Annotated in this window: 15 protein-coding genes; 11 read left to right on the top strand and 4 right to left on the bottom strand. The window is 42.6% G+C overall.

What is annotated here, in order from left to right; translation table 11 throughout:
* The first annotated feature begins 96 nt into the window (after positions 1-96).
* The 5 genes from V7K89_RS07095 to V7K89_RS07075 all read left to right on the top strand — a co-directional run bounded on the left by V7K89_RS07095 (position 97) and on the right by V7K89_RS07075 (position 4,298).
* Positions 97-591 (top strand): NUDIX hydrolase, encoded by a 495-nt coding sequence (locus tag V7K89_RS07095; RefSeq protein ID WP_335185656.1) that lies wholly within the window; start codon positions 97-99, stop codon positions 589-591.
* A 174-nt stretch (positions 592-765) separates the two neighbouring features.
* The gene (locus V7K89_RS07090; RefSeq protein WP_335185702.1) at positions 766-1,578 is read left to right on the top strand and encodes an alpha/beta fold hydrolase; all 813 of its coding nucleotides are present in this window, start codon (positions 766-768) and stop codon (positions 1,576-1,578) included.
* A gap of 154 nt (positions 1,579-1,732) precedes the next feature.
* A complete protein-coding gene (locus tag V7K89_RS07085; protein WP_335185655.1) occupies positions 1,733-1,894 on the top strand; it encodes a hypothetical protein in 162 nt (53 codons plus the stop codon).
* A 72-nt stretch (positions 1,895-1,966) separates the two neighbouring features.
* On the top strand, positions 1,967-2,299 hold the full coding sequence (locus V7K89_RS07080) for a hypothetical protein (protein WP_335185653.1): 333 nt from the start codon (positions 1,967-1,969) through the stop codon (positions 2,297-2,299).
* Between the two features lie 544 nt (positions 2,300-2,843).
* Positions 2,844-4,298 (top strand): amidohydrolase, encoded by a 1,455-nt coding sequence (locus tag V7K89_RS07075; protein WP_335185651.1) that lies wholly within the window; start codon positions 2,844-2,846, stop codon positions 4,296-4,298.
* Positions 4,299-4,325: 27 nt separating this feature from the next.
* Here V7K89_RS07075 and V7K89_RS07070 read toward each other — a convergent pair whose 3' ends face one another.
* The gene (locus V7K89_RS07070; protein WP_335185649.1) at positions 4,326-5,168 is read right to left on the bottom strand and encodes a pantothenate kinase; all 843 of its coding nucleotides are present in this window, start codon (positions 5,166-5,168) and stop codon (positions 4,326-4,328) included.
* Between the two features lie 110 nt (positions 5,169-5,278).
* Here V7K89_RS07070 and V7K89_RS07065 point away from each other — a divergent pair, with 110 nt between their 5' ends.
* Both V7K89_RS07065 and V7K89_RS07060 read left to right on the top strand, forming a co-directional pair.
* The gene (locus tag V7K89_RS07065; protein WP_335185647.1) at positions 5,279-7,003 is read left to right on the top strand and encodes a diflavin flavoprotein; all 1,725 of its coding nucleotides are present in this window, start codon (positions 5,279-5,281) and stop codon (positions 7,001-7,003) included.
* A 99-nt stretch (positions 7,004-7,102) separates the two neighbouring features.
* Complete coding sequence (locus V7K89_RS07060; protein WP_335185700.1) at positions 7,103-8,815, top strand: diflavin flavoprotein; 1,713 nt, start codon at positions 7,103-7,105, stop codon at positions 8,813-8,815.
* 471 nt (positions 8,816-9,286) lie between these two features.
* Here the strand turns inward: V7K89_RS07060 and V7K89_RS07055 are convergent, their stop codons facing one another.
* Positions 9,287-9,517: a type II toxin-antitoxin system HicB family antitoxin gene (locus V7K89_RS07055; RefSeq protein ID WP_335185645.1), complete on the bottom strand. Its 231-nt coding sequence runs from the start codon at positions 9,515-9,517 to the stop codon at positions 9,287-9,289.
* A gap of 92 nt (positions 9,518-9,609) precedes the next feature.
* Positions 9,610-11,283 (bottom strand): bifunctional 3,4-dihydroxy-2-butanone-4-phosphate synthase/GTP cyclohydrolase II, encoded by a 1,674-nt coding sequence (gene ribBA, locus V7K89_RS07050; protein WP_335185643.1) that lies wholly within the window; start codon positions 11,281-11,283, stop codon positions 9,610-9,612.
* Positions 11,284-11,596: 313 nt separating this feature from the next.
* On the opposite strand from ribBA, the gene argC reads away from it, so the two are divergent.
* A complete protein-coding gene (argC, locus tag V7K89_RS07045) occupies positions 11,597-12,655 on the top strand; it encodes an N-acetyl-gamma-glutamyl-phosphate reductase (protein ID WP_335185641.1) in 1,059 nt (352 codons plus the stop codon).
* 53 nt (positions 12,656-12,708) lie between these two features.
* On the opposite strand, the gene eno is transcribed toward argC, so the two are convergent.
* Positions 12,709-13,998 (bottom strand): phosphopyruvate hydratase, encoded by a 1,290-nt coding sequence (eno, locus tag V7K89_RS07040; protein WP_335185639.1) that lies wholly within the window; start codon positions 13,996-13,998, stop codon positions 12,709-12,711.
* A gap of 339 nt (positions 13,999-14,337) precedes the next feature.
* On the opposite strand from eno, the gene gloA reads away from it, so the two are divergent.
* From gloA to hpsA, 3 genes are all read left to right on the top strand, one after another.
* On the top strand, positions 14,338-14,772 hold the full coding sequence (gloA, locus tag V7K89_RS07035) for a lactoylglutathione lyase (protein WP_335153562.1): 435 nt from the start codon (positions 14,338-14,340) through the stop codon (positions 14,770-14,772).
* 621 nt (positions 14,773-15,393) lie between these two features.
* On the top strand, positions 15,394-18,036 hold the full coding sequence (clpB, locus tag V7K89_RS07030; protein ID WP_335185636.1) for an ATP-dependent chaperone ClpB: 2,643 nt from the start codon (positions 15,394-15,396) through the stop codon (positions 18,034-18,036).
* 791 nt (positions 18,037-18,827) lie between these two features.
* Positions 18,828-21,628: hormogonium polysaccharide biosynthesis protein HpsA (gene hpsA, locus V7K89_RS07025; protein WP_335185634.1), on the top strand; the 2,801-nt coding region annotated here is incomplete at its 3' end.

The following is a 21,628-nucleotide window of genomic DNA, read 5'->3' as shown; positions in this document are numbered from 1 at the left end:
ACATTTTTGTATAAAACAAAACTCAATAATAATTTTATTAGTTGAGCCTATGTAGGTGGTAGGGAACTATAGAATACAACACATAAATTTTGAAGATTGAACGTTATTGCTTTTTTTCCGGCAGCTGTAGAGTCCACACGTAGCTTATGGCGTATTGGACAAACAGTACTGGGTATAATATTTCGTCATCCCATTACTGGCACTAGTATTATCCCAATTTTACCTGATGGTCGGATTGTACTGATCCGGCGGCGCGATAATGGTCTTTGGTCATTGCCTGGAGGGATTGTAGATTGGGGAGAAGATATTCCCAATACAGTCCGCCGGGAATTGATAGAGGAAACCGGGCTAGAATTGGTGAAAATTAACCGTTTAGTAGGAGTTTACTCTGCACCAGACCGCGATCCCAGAATCCATTCAATTTGTATTGTGGTTGAAGCCGAGGTGCATGGGACAATGGAGATTCAAGACACTTTAGAAGTCATGGAAATCCAAGCTTTCTCTCCCAGTTTACTACCTTCAGGAAAGATGTCTCACGACCATACTCGGCAGTTGCAAGACTACTTGAATGGCTTGACAACACTGGCATAACAATATTTTTAAATTAGTCATTAGTCATTAGTCCTTTATCATTTGCCGCCAAAGTTATGATCTCAGGAAGCCTTGGCTCACACTTCTCTGTTTGTAATTTGCCCAGAACTAGTTAATAATGACCAATGACTAATGACTATTTATTATGGTGCTAAAAGTAAACTACTAAATAAAATGGATACACTATTCCGTAACTCCCGAAGAAAGCTCTCTCAAGGGCTATTATTCTGGCGTGAAGTCGGTGAAAAAACTCCTATAATTTTTTTACATGGTGCTTGGAATGAGAGCAGTCAATGGTTATCTGTGATGGAATCCCTTGCACAAGATTTTCATTGTTTTGCACCTGATTTGTTAGGGTTTGGTGAATCAGAAAATCCTAATATCTACCATTCGATAGATTTACAAGTTGAGTGTCTAGCTGAATTTTTACAAGCTGTGAAGCTAGAAAAAGTATATTTAGTGGGGCATTCTCTTGGGGGTTGGATTGCTGCTAGCTATACTTTAAAGTATCCAGAGAAAGTTGATGGTGTGGTACTGCTAGCACCAGAGGGCGTAGAGATAGCAGGACAAGAAGAGTATTGCCAGAAGATGCGGCGATTATTGAATTATCCATCACTAATAGTTAAATTTTTGCGATCGCTAACTCCCTTGACTAAAATCCTGGGTTGGCATGAAAAAATTGCACAAGACTTGCAGTTGCGTCAATCGCTATTGCCGTATCCCATAGGTTGCCAGTTACTTTTCAAACGGCGACAAGTAGAAATTGAGGCGGAATTACTGCAAAAGCAGCTTTATATGATAGATGTCCCAGTTTTTATTTTACAAGGTGGGCAAGATACACCAGATGCTTTAGCTAAAAGTCAGGTTTATGCTCAACTGATGCCGAAAGTTGAGTTGAAAATGATTGCCCATGCCGGAAATGACTTACCAGAATCTTGTGCTGGAGTAGTGGCGATCAAGATTCGAGAGTTTATTAAAGGGAATTGAGCATTTTGACTTACCGTCTTGGTAGATGCTACCGCAAAGTACACAAGTTTACAAAGAATTAGTATTAAAATTATTTCTTAACAAAGCAATGCAATAATCTATACTAAGCACAGAGTAGCTTTATACAGATTATTAAATTGAAAAAACTTTTCTGATGAAATTAACTCAAAAGCTTTGTATCGCTACTACTGCTGGTGTAGTGATGAGCCTGAGTTTACTAAAAGCTGTCCCAGTCCACGCAGTTACACTCAACTTTGATTGGATTGGTAATGCTGGATATTCAGCTAAAGGCTCGTTTTCCTATGATGAGACTTAAGGTTACATAACCATAGACAATTCAAAACTTCAATCCATCGCAGTTTCTTTTTTTGACCCAAGTCAAAAATTATTGAATAGTTTTGCACCAATTACTAATGGGAGTATTGTTTATGATTTTTTAGACCTCAACTACGATACAGCCACGAAGTCTTTGTTTAGGTACTTTGATGTAGGTCAGGATAATGCGCAAAGTACAGATTATTATCTGTTCGGAACTGTCGGTTTAGGCCTTAGTTTGAGAAATCCTACTGAGGGAACAATAGACCAGAACAATGGATTAATTAATCTTAGCCCTACGACCCCAATTCTTGAACCATTAACAACGGGTGGCACAGTTCTCACTGGTGGCATAGCCTGGTTGGTGAAGTGTAGACAAGTTGCTGGTCAAAAAGCCAAAGCTTAATCACTTGACAAATAATTATTAATTCATAATTCATAATTAAAGACACTGTACAAAGCTGTTCACTGAATTTTTAGTTCAGTGGTCTTAAAGAGCGTGGAAAGTTCAGAACTAATATAGCAGTAGGCAGGAGGTAAAACTATTGCTAACTCTAGCATTCACCCTTTCCAAATGTCCTAACCTGTGTGACTACGGCTATACTGATTGAAATTATGAATTATCAATGATGAATTACTTTGAATTATTGCAAACATTCCTGCAAATTAAAATCAACTACTTTTAGTTTTTAAACTTTAGACAATAACTGGGTTTGAAGGTTTATTTTTTAACATACACTTCCAATCATCTTTTTGAAATGAATGTCTTGTATAGGAGTGATTTTTCTTTTTTTTTGGAGAGAGTGATTTAAATAGCGCTATTCAAGACTACCAATTTATAAAGAATATTTACAGATTAGTTGGTATAAACCACAGTTTTTAGTTGTGAAATTAGTAGCAATTAGACGGATGATAAAGTCACGACAAAAATTCAACAAGGATATTTTAGTGTGAAATATCATCTAACAAAATACTATAAGCTGTTAGTTCTTTTTGTTTGTACGACGTTGTTTGTCTTTTTTGGTCAGATAGTTATTGCTCAGAGTAACTATAATCTAGGCAATCAAGGGAAGCAAAAAGTAGAACTGATTGTGGGTAGCGATTTCATCGTTACTATGAACAAGGCACAACCCGTCATCCAGAATGGGGCGGTTGCCATTAGGGATGGCAAAATTATTGCGGTAGACACACAATACAAAATCATGGCATCTTACAGAGCTGATAGGACGCTCCCAGGCGAGGGTCTGGTGCTGATGCCGGGTCTTGTCAATGGTCACTCTCACTCAGCAATGGTTCTATTTCGCGGTCTTGCGGACGACTTAGCATTACAGGATTGGCTTCAGAATTACATCTTCCCAGCAGAAGGGAAGTTCGTTGATGAAAATTTTGTCCGCGTTGGCGAACAGCTTGCTTGCTGGGAGATGATACGTGGTGGCACAACAACGTTTGTTGATATGTACTTTCAGCCAGATGTCGCTGCCAAAGTCGTTAGTGAGTGCGGCTTACGCGCCATTATTGCGCCCTCATCAATAGATTTTCCTAGCCCTGGTTTCAAAGGATGGGATGATGCCTTTGCCTCAGCGATAAATTTTCTGAAACTTTGGAAAGGCAAGAACGAACGTATAATACCAGCGATTGCTGCACACGCTCCCTACACCGTCTCGCCAGAGCATCTGGTACAAGCTATTCAGGCTGCGCGTCATTACGATGTCCCGTTGACGATTCACCTAGCAGAGACACAAACTGAAGTTAAAGATGTTCAGCAGCGCTATAATGCAACCCCAGTGAAACATCTAGAAAATCTCGGTTTTCTGGAGCCGCGTGTATTTGCCGCACACGTTGTCTGGCCTAACGCAAGTGAAATCGCCCTGCTGGCCAAACGCGGTGTTGGTGTTATCCACAATCCTGACTCGAATTTGAAACTGGCTTCTGGCTTTGCACCGATTCCAGCGATGCTGAAAGCGGGAGTTAAGGTTGGTCTAGGTACGGATGGAGCCGCGTCGAACAACACTCTTGATATGTGGAAGGCAATTCGACTCACCGCCCTCATTCATAAAGGGACTACCCTTGATCCCACTGCTATACCGGCTAAGACAGTTTTGCGTATGGCAACACTTGGCGGTGCAGAAGCACTCGGCTTATCAGATAAAATTGGTGCGATTAAGGTGGGACTTCAAGCAGACCTAATTCAAGTCCAGCTTAAAGAACCACACTTGCTCCCACTTTACGATGTCATCTCGCATCTTGTTTATGCAGCAGATGCCCAAGATGTTGATACTGTGATTGTAAATGGGCAGATTCTAATGGAAAAACGTCGGATGCTCACGATTGACCCTGAAAGGATTCGCCGTGAAGCTACTTCCATTGCTCAGAGAATCAAAGCTCAATTCCGACCTTCTAATTGATAAATCTTAAGCTGCTCTGGGTCTAACTTAGAGCAGTTTTACTATTTCTCGCATTCCCCAAAAAATTAAATTTGGTTCCATAATCAAGCGTCCTGTAATTTCAGGATATAAGGTTTGTAGATAATTTAGTAATAAAGTGCGATCGCCCCCTTTAATTGCAATATTCCCATCAGGAAATAACTGCCACCATGCCTCAAGAAAATCTTTAATTCCAGCTATTAAAGTGTAAATTACCCCGCTCTGAATTGCTTCTGTTGTATTAAGTGCAAAACGTGATGGTAAAGAGGCAAGATTTTGCATTTCTACAAATGGTAATTGTCCTGTTTGTTGACCGAGAGTTGCAAATTGCAAACCTAATCCCGGTAAAATTGCACCTCCAACTAGACACTTATTAGCATCCGCAGCTATAAATGTCACCGCTGTTCCAGCATCAATTACCAACATAGGAAAACCCCAAGTTTTCCCCGCACCCCACAAAGCTAAAGCGCGGTCAATTCCTAATGTGGGATACACACCTGTTAGTGGTATTTGGTCTAAGGTAATAACGTGAATGTTGGAATAACTTTGCCAAATAGCAGTTTGGCTGGGAACTACGGAGGCGAGGAGGAGAGGGCAGGGGAGCAGAGGCGAAAAGGCGCAAAGGGGTGGAGTATTTGTAAGAAAATTACTTTGTTGATGGGGTGGAGAAATTGCTAGTAATAAATCATCTAAGGTTTGACATTCAGCTAGGTGTTGTATGACAGACTCAGGAAGATAGTCGGTATCCCAAGCTAAGTAAAGCGTCTCGCCTACAAAGAATGCCCAATGCAGCCGAGAATTACCAATTTCCAATGCTAACCAAATTTCCTCTGTGTGCCTTTGTAGTTTCACACTTTTAAGTTTTTTAAGTCAGTTGTAGGTTTTTTAATAAAAATTAACATTCAAGCCGTGTAACAATAAACCTAGAGGAATAAATACTCAATTTGTCAAGGAGGGGAGTTATGGTAGCGCTCACCGAAAAAACTGAAAAACGCCTCACTATACAGACTGTAGAAATTGCTCAAGAGACGACGGCTATTCGCTCTTTGGACTGGGATCGCGATCGCTTCGATATTGAGTTTGGTCTGCAAAACGGCACCACCTATAACTCGTTTATCATCCGTGGGGAGCAGACCGCCTTAGTTGATACCTCCCATGAAAAGTTTCGTCAACTATACTTCGATACGCTCACTGGACTAATCAATCCAACAGAGATTGATTATTTAATTATCAGCCACACTGAGCCAGACCACAGCGGTTTAGTTAAAGATTTGCTGCTTATGGCTCCAGAAATAACCGTTGTTGGTTCTAAAGTGGCGATTCAGTTTCTGGAGAATTTGGTACATCAGCCATTTAAACGGCGGATTGTGAAAAATGGCGATCGCTTAGATTTGGGCAATGGGCATGAATTTGAATTCGTGATTGCTCCAAATTTACATTGGCCTGATACCATTTTCAGCTTTGACCACAAAACCAAAACTCTCTATACTTGCGACGCTTTTGGGTTGCACTATTGCTCAGATAGCACCTTTGATGAGGACTTAGCAGCTATCGAAGAAGATTTTCATTACTACTACGATTGCTTGATGGGGCCGAATGCCCGGTCAGTTCTGTCTGCCCTGAAGCGGATGGCGGAACTGAAAACCATCGACATGATTGCCACAGGACACGGGCCATTATTATCTCACAATGTTGAAGAACTAGTTGGACGTTATCGCACTTGGAGCCAAAGCCAAACCAAGGCAGAAACGGCAGTTGGAATATTTTACGTTTCCGAATACGGATATAGCGATCGCCTCGCGCAAGCAATTGCCAACGGTATCAGTAAAACTGGTGTCGCCGTGGAAATTGTCGATTTGGGATCTGAAGTCGATTTACAAGAACTGCGGGAAATAGTTAGCCGTTGTGCTGGACTAGTCGTTGGATTACCTCCGGCTTCTGGTGGTGCGAATATCCAAGCTGCACTCAGCACAGTTTTAGGATCTGCCAAAGAAAAGCAAGCTATCGGCGTGTTTGAAACCGGCAGTGGCGATGATGAGCCGATAGATCCTTTGGTGAGTAAATTCCGTAATTTGGGTTTGATAACAGTTTTTCCAGCGATTCGGATTAAACAAACGCCTACGGAAAATACCTACAAGTTGTGTGAAGAAGCAGGTACAGACTTAGCTCAATGGGTAACACGCGATCGCAACATCAAAGCGATGAAATCCCTTGGTGCTGACTTAGATAAAGCACTAGGTAGAATCAGCGGTGGGTTATATATTATTACTGCCAAAAAAGGCGATGTTTCCAGTGCCATGCTAGCATCCTGGGTTGCTCAAGCTAGCTTTAAACCATTGGGATTCTCCATTGCAGTCGCCAAAGATCGGGCAATTGAATCACTCATGCAAGTAGGCGATCGCTTTGTTCTCAATGTCTTAGAAGAAGGCAATTTCCAACCACTAATGAAACACTTTTTGAAACGGTTTGTCCCTGGTGCAGATCGTTTTCAAGGTGTAAGAACTCAGCCAGCCGAAAATGGTGCGCCTATCCTTAACGACGCCCTCGCCTACATGGAGTGCGAAGTCATCAGTAGAATGGATTGCGGCGACCATTGGGGAGTATATAGTACAGTCTACGCCGGAAGGGTTTCTAAGCCAGATGCTTTAACTGCTGTGCATCACCGCAAAGTCGGCAACCATTATTAACAAGCAAAGCAGAGGAGCAGAGGGGCACAGGAGCAGGGAGAATAATTAATAACCAATGCCCAATGCCCAATGCCCCATGCCCTATTCCCCAATAAAGCTATGTCAAAAAATAAACCTCGTGACGTTCAAGTTTTCCCCATTGCTACAGATACGAGAATACTGCGATCGCGCAGTTGGTCAAGGCTGAGATTTGAAATTGAATATGCTCTTGCAAAAGGTACAACTGCTAATTCTTATTTAATCGAAAGTGAAAAAAGTGCCATTATAGATCCTCCAGGGGAAACCTTTACGCAAATTTATTTAGAAGCTTTGCAAAAACGTTTCCATCTTGAAGATTTAGATTATGTAATTTTGGGACACGTAAATCCTAACCGTGCTGCAACTTTAAAAGCTTTGTTAGAAATTGCTCCGCAAATTACCTTTGTGTGTTCTAATCCAGGGGCGAGAAATTTACGTGCGGCGCTGGAAAATCCAGATTTGCAAATTCTTGTCATGCGGGGCGAAGAAACTCTAGATTTGGGTAATGGACATAATTTACAATTTATTCCCACTCCCAATCCCCGCTATGCTGATCAACTCTGCACTTACGATCCCCAAACGGAAATTCTGTACACAGATAAGTTATTTGGGGCACACGTTTGTGGAGATCAGGTATTTGATGAAGGCTGGGAAGTATATAACGAAGATCGGCGCTATTATTTTGATTGCCTTATGGCTCCCCACGCTCGTCAAGTTGAAACAGCGTTGGATAAACTAGTCGATTTTCCTGCGAGAATGTATGGCACTGGACACGGGCCTTTGGTGCGCTATGGCTTAATCGACTTAACCAAAGCTTATCGGGAATGGATTCAACAGCAAGCATCTGCTGACTTGACAGTAGCGCTGATTTATGCATCCGCTTATGGGAATACAGCAACATTAGCCCAAGCGATCGCTCGTGGGATCACAAAAGCTGGCGTTGCCGTAGAATCGATTAACTGCGAATTTACGGAACCAGAAGAAATCCGAGCGGCTGTGGAAAAAGCCGGTGGTTTTATCATCGGTTCTCCTACTCTCGGCGGTCATGCACCTACGCCTGTACAAACAGCATTAGGAATTGTGCTATCCACCGCTACTAACAATAAACTTGCTGGTGCTTTTGGTTCCTTTGGCTGGAGTGGGGAAGCGGTTGATTTAATTGAGAGTAAATTAAAAGATGCTGGCTATCGGTTTGGTTTTGATACCATCCGCGTAAAATTCAAACCCGACGATGCCACCTTACAATTATGCGAAGAAGCTGGAACCGACTTTGCCCAAGCACTGAAGAAAGCTAAGAAAGTGCGATCGCCACGTCAACCAGCAACAAATGTAGAACAAGCAGTTGGTCGGATTGTCGGTTCTCTTTGCGTTCTCACTGCCAAGGAAGGCGATCGCTCTAGTGCCATGTTAGCTTCTTGGGTGTCTCAAGCCAGCTTTAGTCCACCTGGTTTAACCATCGCCGTCGCCAAAGACCGCGCAGTAGAAACACTAACGCATACAGGAAACAAATTTGTCCTTAATATCCTCAAAGAGGGGAATCACTTGGGGTTGATGAAGCACTTCCTCAAACCTTTTGGTCCAGGACAAGACCGATTTACTGATGTCGCCGCCGAAGAAGCTGAAAGCGGTTCTCCCATACTCACGGATGCTCTAGCATATCTCGAATGTTCCGTACAAAACCGGATGGAATCTGGCGACCACTGGCTGGTTTATGCGACTGTTGAGAGTGGCAAATTGTTAGATACAGATGGCGTTACAGCCGTGCATCATCGCAAGTCAGCAACTCATTATTAATTGGGTATGGGGAATGGGGCATGAAGTCAACTCCTCATCGCCCAAAAGTTAATCTGATCATTCCCCTTCGTGTGAGTGAGAGTCTTCTTTTTGTTTCAGCTAAAAAATAGAAGTTTGGAGAGCGATCGCCGATCATCTTGTTTTCACGAATTGTCTATTGGTAAGCTTGTCTGGAGAGATGCGATCGCTTAGTAAAAGAATTTATTTGTGACTGTATATTTTAGAGTGTTTTGAGTGAAAACGGAATACAGACTTTCAGATTTGCTCATAAGCAGATAAAAAATCCTCTCTTGAGATACCCGCTTGAGTACAGATGGATCTCAACGTCGAACCTTTAATTTGAGAATGGTTAGCATAGTCAGTGGAGTTTTTGTTCCATCTTCGTTTTCCCGCTCCCTAATAACAGTGAATCCCAGAAATTCAATGTCTTAATTACTTTAGCTTTAGGTACGTCTATTGGGAATTTAACTATTAAATAGGAACCTCAGCTTCCGCCACAAAAGCTTTTAGGACTGGTGATTCCTCTTTTAAAACCTCTTGACCAAATATATCTATATGGCAGTGGATAGCAGATTTTACATCAGCTAGTGCTTCTTCATAGCTGTCACCTTCGCCAACTACAACCCCCTTGATACCCAAGGGATATGCTACGTAACCGTCATTATATTTTTCAACAATAATTTTGATTGCTCTCATTGTCATATAAAAGAACGGCTGAAAAGTTCGGGAGGAATGTAGGACTTACACACAATAAATCCTCCAACCCCTTAAAAAGTTGGCTTTTAAAGTTGTGGCTATTTGCTAAAGCTGTAAATTTGCTGCGTTTCCAAGCGATCGCTAATCGATGAAGGCAATGTACCATGCGGGAATGTCTGCCGATCTAGTTGGACTTGTAAATTACTCAAAGGATCGCAACCAGAAGAAATCAGAAATTCTAGTTTCTGGATGTTAGGCACAGTTACTAAGTTATCCAGAATTTGGAAGATTGCGTGTATATAAGGATGACCACTTTGCTGATACCAATCACAGCTAGCAACTTTTGCCTGATCGAAACCCAAGTGTACTGTTAAAGATGGCTCGTCAAATAGAGCGATCGCCAAGGGACGCGCCTCTTCCTGCAACAATAGATCGTTACTTCTGGCTAAGTGTCGCAGTTTTTCTAAGCGTTCATAACGTTCCGTCACAGCTTCCGGGTCATCTTGCCAGTGGATTGCTACTGTTACTAGATAAGTCTGTAACAGCATGTGACCCAGCTTTTTCGCCTTTGTCGCCAAATAATAGGAATTGTAGTCGTTTGCCTCAATTAACAATGGCACGCGATCCACTACTTCCAACCCATAACCCTTGACACCAGCAATTTTGCGGGGATTATTGGTAATCAAACGTATCTTTTTGATGCCCAAGTCCATGAGCATTTGTGCCCCCATGCCGTAGTCTCGCAAGTCAGCAGGAAATCCCAAACGCTCATTTGCTTCTACTGTATCCAGTCCCATATCCTGCAACGAGTAGGCTTTCAGCTTGTTAATCAAGCCGATTCCCCGCCCTTCTTGACGCAGGTATACAACTACACCTTGACCAGCAGACTCAATCATTTTCAGTGCAGCTACAAGCTGCATCCGACAGTCGCAGCGCAAAGAACCCAAAGCGTCACCAGTTAGGCATTCTGAATGCATCCGCACCATCACTGGCTTATCTTTGAAGTTAGCTGGATCGCCCTTGACAATTGCCACATGTTCTGTATTATCTAAAGTGTGACGGTAGGCGTAAATTTCAAACTGACCGAATTGACTAGGCAGTTTGGTAATTACCTCACGATATACTAAGCGATCGTGCTGTAGGCGATAGCTGATTAAATCCGCAATACTAATAATTTTTAAATTGTGACGTTTAGCGTATTCACCCAACTGCTGCAACCGCGCCATTGAACCATCGGAGTTTTGAATTTCACAAATTACCCCCGCCGGGTATAGCCCTGCTAGCCTAGCTAAGTCCACAGCCGCTTCCGTATGTCCTGCGCGTTTGAGTACGCCTCCAGCCTTAGCGCGAATGGGAAAAATATGACCAGGACGACGTAAATCGGTAGGTTTTGTGGCTGGATTGAGAGTAATTTGGATAGTTCGGGCGCGGTCTTCTGCTGAAATGCCTGTGGTGACACCTAATTCTGGCCCAGCATCAATACTGACAGTGAAGGCAGTTTGGTTAGTATCTGTAATGTTGCTTACCATTAAGGGTAAGTCTAGCTCGTCTAAGCGATCGCCCATCATTGCCAAACAAATTAGTCCTCTTGCTTCCACCGCCATGAAATTAATTGTGTCTGGTGTGGCAAATTGGGCAGCACAAATTAAGTCGCCTTCATTTTCTCTATTTTCATCATCTACCACTACAATGACGCGACCAGCTTTTAGGTCTGCTAAAGCGGCATCAATCGAATCAAATTTAAAAGCTTGGGTAGGATTAGTCTGTGACACAGAAAGATTTCCAGCTATAAACGTAAATTTTTTTAACAATTTCTTCTTTTAGATTGTAACTCCTTTATAAGGCAGAGAAGTAGACTAGCAATGATTTGATAACGGGGCAAAAATTTTTGCCATTAAAAGTGGCGATCAAGTGTAGTCGACAGTACAAGGATGAAGGGGATGAGGAATAATTGTTTGTTTGCTCCCCCATCTTTCTAGAACAAAGTAGAGGGGTTTGAGACGTTTTGTGCGCTGCGCGTCTAGTCGCTGATATTGTTGATAGCTGAGAACGAATTAACCATTCATGGGATAAGGATTTGGGATCATGGGCAAATTTAGACGCGTACCCGTTGGGATTGTTGGCGCGTCGGGCTATGGTGGAGTGCAGTTAGTACGACTACTGATGGATCACCCAGAAGTCGAAATGGTTTATTTAGGAGGTGAGAGTAGTATCGGGAAATCCTTTGGGGATCTCTACCCGCATCTGGCTCATGCAACTAACTTGCTAATAGAGACAATAGAACCAGAAATAATTGCTCACCGCTGTGAAGTAGTTTTCCTATCTTTACCAAATGGTCTGGCTTGCCAAATCGCACCCAAACTGCTGGAAAAAGGATGTAAAGTACTAGATTTGAGTGCAGACTATCGATTTAGTAATTTGACAACTTATACAAATTGGTATGGTACAGAGAGAAGCGATCGCACAATTGCAGCGACAGCAGTTTATGGATTACCAGAACTTTACCGCGATCGCATTGCTGAAGCTCAACTTATTGGTTGCCCTGGTTCCTATGCCACTGCTAGTCTCCTTGCGCTTTCGCCACTTTTAAAGCAAGGCTTAATCAGACCAGAAACAGCTATTATCGATGCTAAGTCTGGCACATCTAGCAGTGGACGGCAGGCTCAAACCAACTTATTACTAGCTGAAGCAGACAACTCCATCGCAGCTTTCAATGTTGGTCGTCACCGTCATACTCCAGAAATTGAGCAAATTTGCAGTGACTTAGCCGGTCACGAACTCACGATCCAATTTACACCGCACCTTATCCCAATAGTACGCGGTATTTTGGCAACAGTATATGCCACAATGAGCGACCCCGGTCTAGTGCGAGATGACTTAATCACAATTTTCTCGGCCTTCTACCGCAACTCTCCTTGGATAAGAGTTTGCGGTAGCGGCGTTTACCCGCAAACCAAGTGGGCTAACGGCAGCAATCTTTGTTACATCGGTGTAGAAGTTGACCCACGCACGGGTCGCGTAATTGTCATGTCAGCAATTGACAATCTAATTAAAGGACAGGCGGGCCAAGCTATTCAATGTCTGAACCTAATGATGGGCTGGGATGAAACCTTGGGGTTGCCCAAGTTGGGGTTTTATCCTTGATTGGGGATTGGGAATTAGGTATTGGGAAAAATTCTTGCCCCAGTCCCTAGTCCCTACTTCGCCCCTAACCCCACAGCACCAGCATAAATGGCACGATCCCCTAGTTCATCTTCAATTCGCAGCAAGCGATTATATTTTGCTACTCGTTCGCTGCGACACAGAGAACCTGTTTTGATTTGACCGGCACGAGTGGCTACAGCTAAATCAGCGATCGTTGTATCTTCAGTTTCACCAGAACGATGGCTAATTACTGAACGGATACTATTGCGAGTTGCCAAATCAATCGTTTCCAAGGTTTCGGTGAGTGAACCAATTTGATTGAGTTTAATCAAAATGGCATTAGCGGCTTTTTCCTGGATGCCTCTTTGCAAGCGAGTGGCGTTAGTCACAAACAAGTCATCCCCTACCAATTGCACCCGCGAACCTAACTTCTGGGTCAACAATTGCCAACTTTGCCAATCTTCTTCGTGTAAACCATCCTCAATTGACACAATTGGGTATTGGTCAACTAGTTGTCCTAAATAATCAATAAACTCAGTTGGGGCGTGAGGTTTACCATCGTAAACATACTGGCCATTCTTGTAAAATTCGCTAGCCGCTACATCTAACGCCAAAGCTACTTGCTCCCCTGGTTTGTAACCAGCTTTCTTAATCGCAGCAACCAACAATTCCAAAGCCACCTGATTTGACTCTAGGTTAGGGGCAAAGCCGCCTTCATCACCCACACCAGTAAGCAAACCCTTTTCATCTAATACTTGACTGAGGGTAGCAAACACCTCTGCACCCCAGCGCAACGCTTCTCGGAAGGAAGTTGCGCCAATTGGAACAATCATAAACTCTTGAAAATCCACGTTATTTGAGGCGTGTGCGCCACCGTTAATCACGTTCATCAACGGCACTGGGAGCAAATTCGCTAAAGGACCACCCAAATAGCGATATAGAGGAATTTCTAGAGACTCAGCACCAGCTTTAGCTGCTGCGAGGGAAACTGCTAAAATCGCATTAGCTCCCAAATTTTTTTTGTTAGCAGAACCATCTATCGCAATCATTGTGCGGTCTAGCAGTTCTTGGTTGAGGACATCCAAGCCTAACAATTTTGGCGCAAGTGCTTCTTTGACGTTTTTTACTGCTTTGAGTACGCCTTTGCCCCCATAACGGCTTTTATCGCCATCACGCAGTTCGTGAGCCTCAAAAGTGCCAGTAGAAGCACCACTAGGAACTTGCGCCAATCCTACAACACCGTTGGCTAAATGTACTTCGGCTTCAATTGTCGGTCTACCGCGTGAATCAAGAATTTCACGGGCTGCGATCGCCTCAATGGCAGTATCTAAAATGTTAGTCATCTGTTTTTGTCCTTTATTCAAGTGCGTTCTTAGCCTTTACCGCACACAATCCAGTAGCTTACCCAATCGCTAGCATAGGCGTTTAAGTGACTTTGTAGGCTGAGATTAAAGAAGATTTCCACAGTTGGAGTCAACTAACAGGAGAGTTGATAAGATTCTGAAACCCGCCTACACGCAATTTGCTTATGTAGCAGCGAATTAAATAGATTTATTTCTGGTTTATCTGTTGATAGATGCAACATCTGAGTTATTGAACTTTTGAATTCCTGAACTCCTGAACTCCTTTAAAATGTTGTTGGCAGAGAGTAACACTAAATCAATTACAGAGAACAAGTCAATATGCGATTACTACACACAATGCTGCGGGTGGGCAACCTTGAAGAGTCCTTAAAGTTCTACTGTGAAATTCTAGGAATGAAACTACTGCGCCAAAAAGATTATCCGGGGGGAGAATTTACCCTGGCTTTTGTTGGCTATGGCGATGAAAGCGATAACTCGGTGATCGAACTAACCTACAACTGGGGCGTGGAAAAATACGAATTAGGTAATGCTTACGGTCACATTGCCCTTGGCGTTGATGATATTTACGCTACGTGTGAAGAAATTCGCAATCAGGGTGGCAAAGTTGTGCGCGAACCAGGGGCGATGAAACATGGTTCGACAGTAATTGCTTTTGTAGAAGATCCAGATGGGTATAAAATTGAACTGATTCAACTGGGAACTCAAGGCTCGGCAGTCAAACAAGAATCACAAGAGCAACTTGTAAGTCAGTAATTTCTATCAGGAATTTCCAAAAAATAAATTATCCGGTAGGGTGGAATGTCACTGGTTTAAGCTGGATTCAGATTCCTGACTTCTTAAAGAAGTTGGGGATCTGGGCAGCAACTTTTGCTTAAGAGCGATAAGAAAATCTACACTGATGTCTTGAAAAGTTGAGCTAGAGGGAGATTGATTCTTCTAGCATACTGGGATATCGTGCCAATCAACCCAGATAAGCGAGACTTTTCCCTTTTTGCCTCTCTTTTTAGGCGGGTTAGGGATCTTCTCTGGGTAAATCCTATTCATATTACCCCCACACTGTCGTTAACGATCAACACTAATAACGCTCGCAACAATACCATTGGGGAAAGTCTGCTCATAACAGTGTTTTCGTTTTAAATTAGGAAATAGGTAATGGATCAAACTATCATCAATTGCCAATCCTAAATTGCCACAGGAGATACACGCGGATATACGCTAAGAATGTTTGGATAATTAGGACTGGGGACTAGAGACTAGGAATTAGTGACTAGGGAAAAGTTTTTCCAATGCCCAATCCCCAATGCCCAATCCCCACTCCCAATCCCAACTCCCAATCCCTAAACTAAAAATCCAAATTCCAAAATTTTTTTAAAGATGCAACCTACAGATCCCAATAAATTTACTGATAAAGCCTGGGAAGCAATTGTTAAATCTCAGGATATAGTCCGTGCTTATCAACAACAGCAACTAGATGTTGAACATTTAATTATTGCCCTGTTAGAAGAACCCACTAGTCTAGCAATACGTATCCTGGCTCGATCTGAGGTCGATCCAATCCGCTTGCAGCAGCAGCTAGAAGCCTTTACCCAACGTCAGCCGAAAGTTGGTAAAAGCGATCAGCTTTACCTTAGCCGCAGTTTAGATGTTTTACTAGACCGAGCCGAAGAAGCTAGAGCTAGGATGAAAGACTCCTACATTTCTGTGGAACATATACTTTTGGCCTTTGCTGAAGACGATCGCATTGGGCGAAAGATGCTCAAAGGCTTTAGTGCGGATGCACCTAAACTTGAAGCTACGATCAAAACTATTCGCGGTAGCCAAAAGGTAACAGATCAAAGCCCAGAATCCCGCTATGAAGCCCTACAAAAATTTGGTAGAGATTTGACAGAACAAGCAAAAACTGGAAAACTCGACCCGGTGATTGGGCGGGATGATGAAATTCGGCGGATAATTCAAGTATTGTCTCGTCGTAGTAAAAATAACCCCGTACTGATTGGTGAACCTGGAGTAGGTAAAACAGCGATCGCCGAAGCTTTAGCACAACGAATGGTAAACGGTGATGTTCCTGAATCTCTGAAAAACCGCAAGTTGATCTCGTTAGATATCGGCAGTTTAATTGCTGGTGCAAAATTACGAGGTGAATTTGAAGAACGCCTAAAAGCGGTTCTTAAGGAAGTTACTGAATCTAATGGTGACATTGTTCTGTTTATTGACGAACTGCACACCGTAGTCGGCGCAGGCTCTACTCAACAAGGGGCAATGGATGCGGGAAATCTGCTCAAACCAATGCTGGCGCGGGGAGAACTGCGTTGTATTGGTGCTACTACCCTCGACGAATTCCGCAAACATATTGAGAAAGACGCTGCCCTAGAACGCCGTTTTCAGCAAGTATTTGTCGATCAGCCAAGTGTGGAAAATACTATTTCCATTCTGCGGGGATTGAAAGAACGCTACGAAGTTCATCACAACGTCAAAATTTCTGATTCGGCTTTGGTAGCAGCAGCAACTCTTTCAGCACGTTATATTAGCGATCGCTTCTTACCAGATAAAGCCATTGACTTAGTAGATGAGGCAGCAGCACAGTTGAAAATGGAGATTACCTCCAAACCAGCGGAATTGGAAACTATTGAGCGCCGCCTCATGCAGTTAGAAATGGAAAAGCTGTCATTAGCTGGCGAAGAAAAGGGTACTCTCCAAACGAAAGAACGTTTAGAGCGCATTGAACAAGAAATCGCCAATTTAACGGAAAAACAGCAAATATTTAATGAGCAATGGCAAGGTGAAAAGCAGATATTGGAGGCTATAAGCGCCTTAAAGAAAGAAGAAGATGCGCTGCGAGTGCAAATTGAACAGGCAGAACGCGCCTATGATCTAAATAAAGCTGCCCAACTGAAGTATGGCAAATTGGAGGGAGTGCAGCATGAGCGCGAAGCCAAAGAAGCGAGCCTTTTAGAAATTCAAAACCAAGGTTCCACGTTGCTGCGAGAACAAGTCACCGAAGCCGATATTGCCGAAATCGTCGCAAAGTGGACAGGAATCCCCGTCAATCGCTTGTTGGAATCGGAACGACAAAAATTACTGCAATTAGAAAGTCATTTGCATCAACGAGTCATTGGGCAAGAAGAGGCTGTAGAAGCAGTAGCAGCCGCAATTCGCCGTGCTCGTGCGGGGATGAAAGATCCCTCTCGTCCTATTGGTTCATTTTTGTTCATGGGCCCCACGGGCGTAGGCAAAACCGAACTTGCCCGTGCTTTAGCTCAGTTTCTCTTTGATTCTGATGATGCATTGGTGCGCTTGGATATGTCTGAATATATGGAAAAACACTCAGTTTCTCGCTTAGTGGGTGCGCCTCCTGGATACATAGGATATGAAGAAGGCGGTCAACTTTCCGAGGCGATTCGTCGCCGTCCTTACTCAGTGGTGCTGTTGGATGAAGTGGAAAAAGCGCACCCTGATGTGTTCAATATTTTATTGCAGGTGTTGGATGATGGGAGAGTTACTGACTCTCAAGGAAGGACGGTAGATTTTCGTAACACTGTCATTGTGATGACCAGTAATATTGGTAGCGAACATATCTTGGATGTATCTGGTGATGATTCCAAGTATGAAACGATGCGGAAGCGCGTAATGGATGCTTTGCGATCGCATTTCCGCCCAGAATTTCTCACCCGCCTTGATGATATTATTCTCTTCCATGCCCTCAGTCGCACGGAAATGCGGCATATCATCCGTATTCAACTCAAGCGTGTAGAAAATCTCTTACGCGAGCAAAAAATCTTTTTTGAGATATCCCAATCTGCCTGCGATCACCTTGTCGAATCAGGCTATGACCCAGTTTACGGTGCCCGCCCACTCAAACGGGCAATTCAGCGAGAAGTAGAAAACCCCCTTGCCACCAAGTTATTGGAGAATACTTTTATCTCTGGAGACACGATTATCATCGACAAAAATGAAAACGGGCTGTCTTTTAGCAAAAAAATGCTGGTGAAGGTGTCAGTACCACAAATTGCTACATAGCATCTGGTGTCTCCCCTTCACTCAACAAGAGAGGCTAGCACCTGGCGTATCCAAAGGGTTGTAGGGAGAAAACTAAAAAACCAAACTGCCTTGGATAGACAAACAAAGTCTAAGAATAATTGAGGGTTTGAAACCCACGGAGATGTTTAAACCCCGTATAGTTGCGGTTTATAACCATCTTTTTAACATTAATGTGACTGCATGTTGCATCTATGATGCCTAGTAGCTTCTGCCACAAGGTACTAATTTTTCGTACCTTGTGGCAGAAGCTTGCTTGTTTTTCAAGGTAGTAGTGGGATTTACGTCAAGGTTTACTAGTGAGTAATTAGTAATTAATTAAAGCAATGTGAACAACAAGATTCCCGACTTCTTAATTAAAGAAGTCGGGAATCTAAACCGCACATCTGATTATTTTGTATCTCACTGATATCTTTTCTTTAATAGATGGGTATTATAAGCCTACTCTGCTGACAACATCTTCATAAATTTGTCTTCAAATAAAACACATTTACGCAAATATACTGTGAAGTAATGCTCTTATTATTTATCAGACTTGAACTAAATAATTCTGAAAAAATCAGTATTTACCGGATAAAATGAACAATTCATAAATGATATAACTTTAATAAATTATCTTTTGTTATAGCTCTTTTATTTGGAAGTTAGTAAGGCCAAATATAGTAATTAAATAAACATTGTCTCATTTGATTCTGTATAAATAATTAATAGGCATCAATGAAGACTTTGGAAAAGAGAAAATCTCCTATATCCTACTTGAACTGGAAGCAGCTATGTCTCGAAAACGTCAGCTAGTCAAGGTAATTAAAAAAACCTTCAGACACACTAGCAAGCAATTTTTATCTGCAATTAACAAGCAAATTATTTGGCTTTTGCGAACTATTTCTGGTACTCGAAGAAGTCGCAGTTCGGTTAATTCTGGCTTTGTGTTGCCAACAGTGGCGATGGTAGTTTTGGTAGTCGTACTGTTAACAACTGCAATTTTATTTCGGTCTTTTGAACGATCTAAAAATGCTAGTAATGTCCGCGTTAATGAGGCTGTGCTTAACGCTGCTACGCCAGCTATTGATCGTGCTAGAGCTAAATTAGATGCATTGATAGAAGACCCAACACTACCACGAGGAACTCCTACTGATAGCGCCTTATATGATGCTTTTAAAAAAGACAAATATAGACTTGGTGATGAAACTCGCCTGAAGCTGGCTTTTGAACTTCCTTTAAATCCTGATGGCACTGCTAATACTGCGGGCATTCAAAATCCAACCAGCACCACACCAATAGAGTATGATGAAACACTAAAAACAGCTTGGAAATATGCCGTTGACACAGATAATAACGGCAAAAAAGATACTTTTACTCTTTATGGAATCTTCTTCCGCTCACCCAGTAGAGACTCTACTACAGGGCAGTTTAATCGCGAAAGAAAACCCCTAGATGCGAGAACCCCACCAATGGATAATGATGCGTCAAACCAGCAGTGTAATGCATCTGGTTTTTCTAGCTTAGTGGGCAATTCTAGTTGGTATAAATTAAATAGTGGCAATCTGGGTAAAAGCTTCTTTGTTTATACCGTTAACGTGCCAATTACTAAACAGATTTATGATAGTCTCCCAGCAAGTACTACGTCTATTAATAAAAGTAATTCTGAAGAATACAAAGGTAACAAAAGTGTTGTAGCACTAGAGTTTCAGCAAGACCGTAGTCGCGTTCCTCTAGCAAATAACGCTGTTTTCTTTGAGAATGATCTAGAAGTCATAGTTGGTAGTACAGAGTTACTTTTAAATGGAAGAGTTCACACCAATGGCAACTTGCTAGTTGGGGTTATTGACAGTGACGGTAATATAACTTTCCGGCAAGTTAGCAGCAAAACATCCTGTTTTTATAATCAAGAAAACGGGCAAATTAGCGTTGGGGGGAACGTCGGAAATGGTAGTCTCGCTCAAACTAGTACTAAAAATGTAACCGTTGACCTATACCAAGGTTTTGGGAAGAGTATCAGCACTGCTGCGATTAACAGCACCAATAAATCTACAAGCGCTACTGGTGGTAGTAGTATCGGATTCAACGATGCGGCATACAATCAACGCATTGCTGCAATGAAGACTACTGCGATCGCTTTATGTACAGATTGCAATAGTGCAACTAACGGTACTACTCTTAAAGCGGCTGTTAAATTAAGTGGTTATCCGACAGATGTGAAAACCAACGTCGATGTCAAAGTATTAAATACTGACGATGCTACTACAGCCAAAAATATCCTCTACGACGAAATACAAATTTATTTGCAAAATCGTACTCGTCGAGTACCTTTTGCAGAAGTGTCAGACGCCACAGGAGCATACGCAACAACTGGATATACTGCTATTGGTGCCACTTTAGAACCTCAGGCAAGTTGGAGGCAACCACTAACATCCAGTAACGAGCTCACTAGTGTAACAACATCACCTCCCTCTGTAGATACATCTCAATTAGAAGCCACACAACCAAATTTACAAAAGAAAGAAGGCGTTCAAACCAAATTAGGCGATCGCGTTTTTGTCGGCAATAACCTCCCTGCTCTGTGGCTAAAAGACGGAAAATATGTTGGTTCAGAGGCTGAACAGCCAATTTTGAACAGTTCTGGCACTGCGATTAACTGGACTAGATATGGTTCAGAACCACCAGCAAGATGGCGTAACACTCAAATACAGGCAGTTACTGACTTAGGTTTATCTGACCGTAATGGCTTTTGGGAAGAAAATGCTGCAGCAAATCCCATAAACGATTTAGATAACGTGGGTGGTGTGCGGATTGTTACTGGCGCAGGTATTTATGTAGATGGCATTGGTAATACTGTAAACACAACAACTGGTCCGTTTTACCCACGAGGTACTAATTCATTTTTACCGCTTACGGGTAGTAGTACAGTTGTCTGGCCTGACACAATGCTGATGTCAGCACCTGGAGAGACTCGCAAAGGCGATCTACTCATGCGAGCCACGGCTGTTTATCACTACAAAGTAGATTATGGCACTGACCAAGAACCGATCGCTTGTGTAAGTAGCTACTACGATCCCTCAACCGAGGAGACAAAAAATAATACACCTACACTACCTTTAAGTGGTACTAACGGCAGGTCAAACAATGGTGTTGTTTACGATTACCCGACAAATGGAAGAGGCGCATTTTTTACGAGTAATAAGACTCGTCTACAACGACAAGCCAACTTGAAATTCCCCAACGGGCGCTGGGTTAATAAACCTTTACAAGATGCTCTAGCAAAAGTTGGAACTAATACTACAGTGCCTAATACTGGTTTGCAGCTAGCTGATTATTCAGCAATTGACACAGCTCTTTGTGCGGTTTCAATTCTGGACCCTACAACCACTTTCATTACCACTCCTACTAACCAGCCTAAACATGGTGCAATCAAAGAAGCAACTTTTCTTGATGCTAGGGAAGTTAAGCAGATAAGTACATCAGGCTCACCAACCACATACAACTTAGAGGATGTTTTAAAAGTCCAAGAAAGTAAAAACTCATGCGAGTCGTCGAAGCATAATACGTATCATCGCAATATAAATAAAAGTCTCGG

The organism is Nostoc sp. (genome assembly GCF_036917515.1).
In the GTDB taxonomy this organism is placed as follows: Bacteria; Cyanobacteriota; Cyanobacteriia; order Cyanobacteriales; family Nostocaceae; genus Nostoc.
The sequence above is the reverse complement of the archived record's forward strand: the minus strand, read 5'-3'. Positions and strand labels throughout refer to the sequence as shown.

Excerpts from the sequence above, each read along its gene's own strand:
- V7K89_RS07065 (WP_335185647.1), top strand. The coding sequence starts at position 5,279 with ATGGTAGCGCTCACCGAAAAAACTGAAAAACGCCTCACTATACAGACT.
- clpB (WP_335185636.1), top strand. The coding sequence starts at position 15,394 with ATGCAACCTACAGATCCCAATAAATTTACTGATAAAGCCTGGGAAGCA.
- V7K89_RS07055 (WP_335185645.1), bottom strand. The coding sequence starts at position 9,517 with ATGACAATGAGAGCAATCAAAATTATTGTTGAAAAATATAATGACGGT.
- eno (WP_335185639.1), bottom strand. The coding sequence starts at position 13,998 with ATGACTAACATTTTAGATACTGCCATTGAGGCGATCGCAGCCCGTGAA.
- gloA (WP_335153562.1), top strand. The coding sequence starts at position 14,338 with ATGCGATTACTACACACAATGCTGCGGGTGGGCAACCTTGAAGAGTCC.
- V7K89_RS07060 (WP_335185700.1), top strand. The coding sequence starts at position 7,103 with ATGTCAAAAAATAAACCTCGTGACGTTCAAGTTTTCCCCATTGCTACA.
- argC (WP_335185641.1), top strand. The coding sequence starts at position 11,597 with ATGGGCAAATTTAGACGCGTACCCGTTGGGATTGTTGGCGCGTCGGGC.
- V7K89_RS07085 (WP_335185655.1), top strand. The coding sequence starts at position 1,733 with ATGAAATTAACTCAAAAGCTTTGTATCGCTACTACTGCTGGTGTAGTG.
- V7K89_RS07090 (WP_335185702.1), top strand. The coding sequence starts at position 766 with ATGGATACACTATTCCGTAACTCCCGAAGAAAGCTCTCTCAAGGGCTA.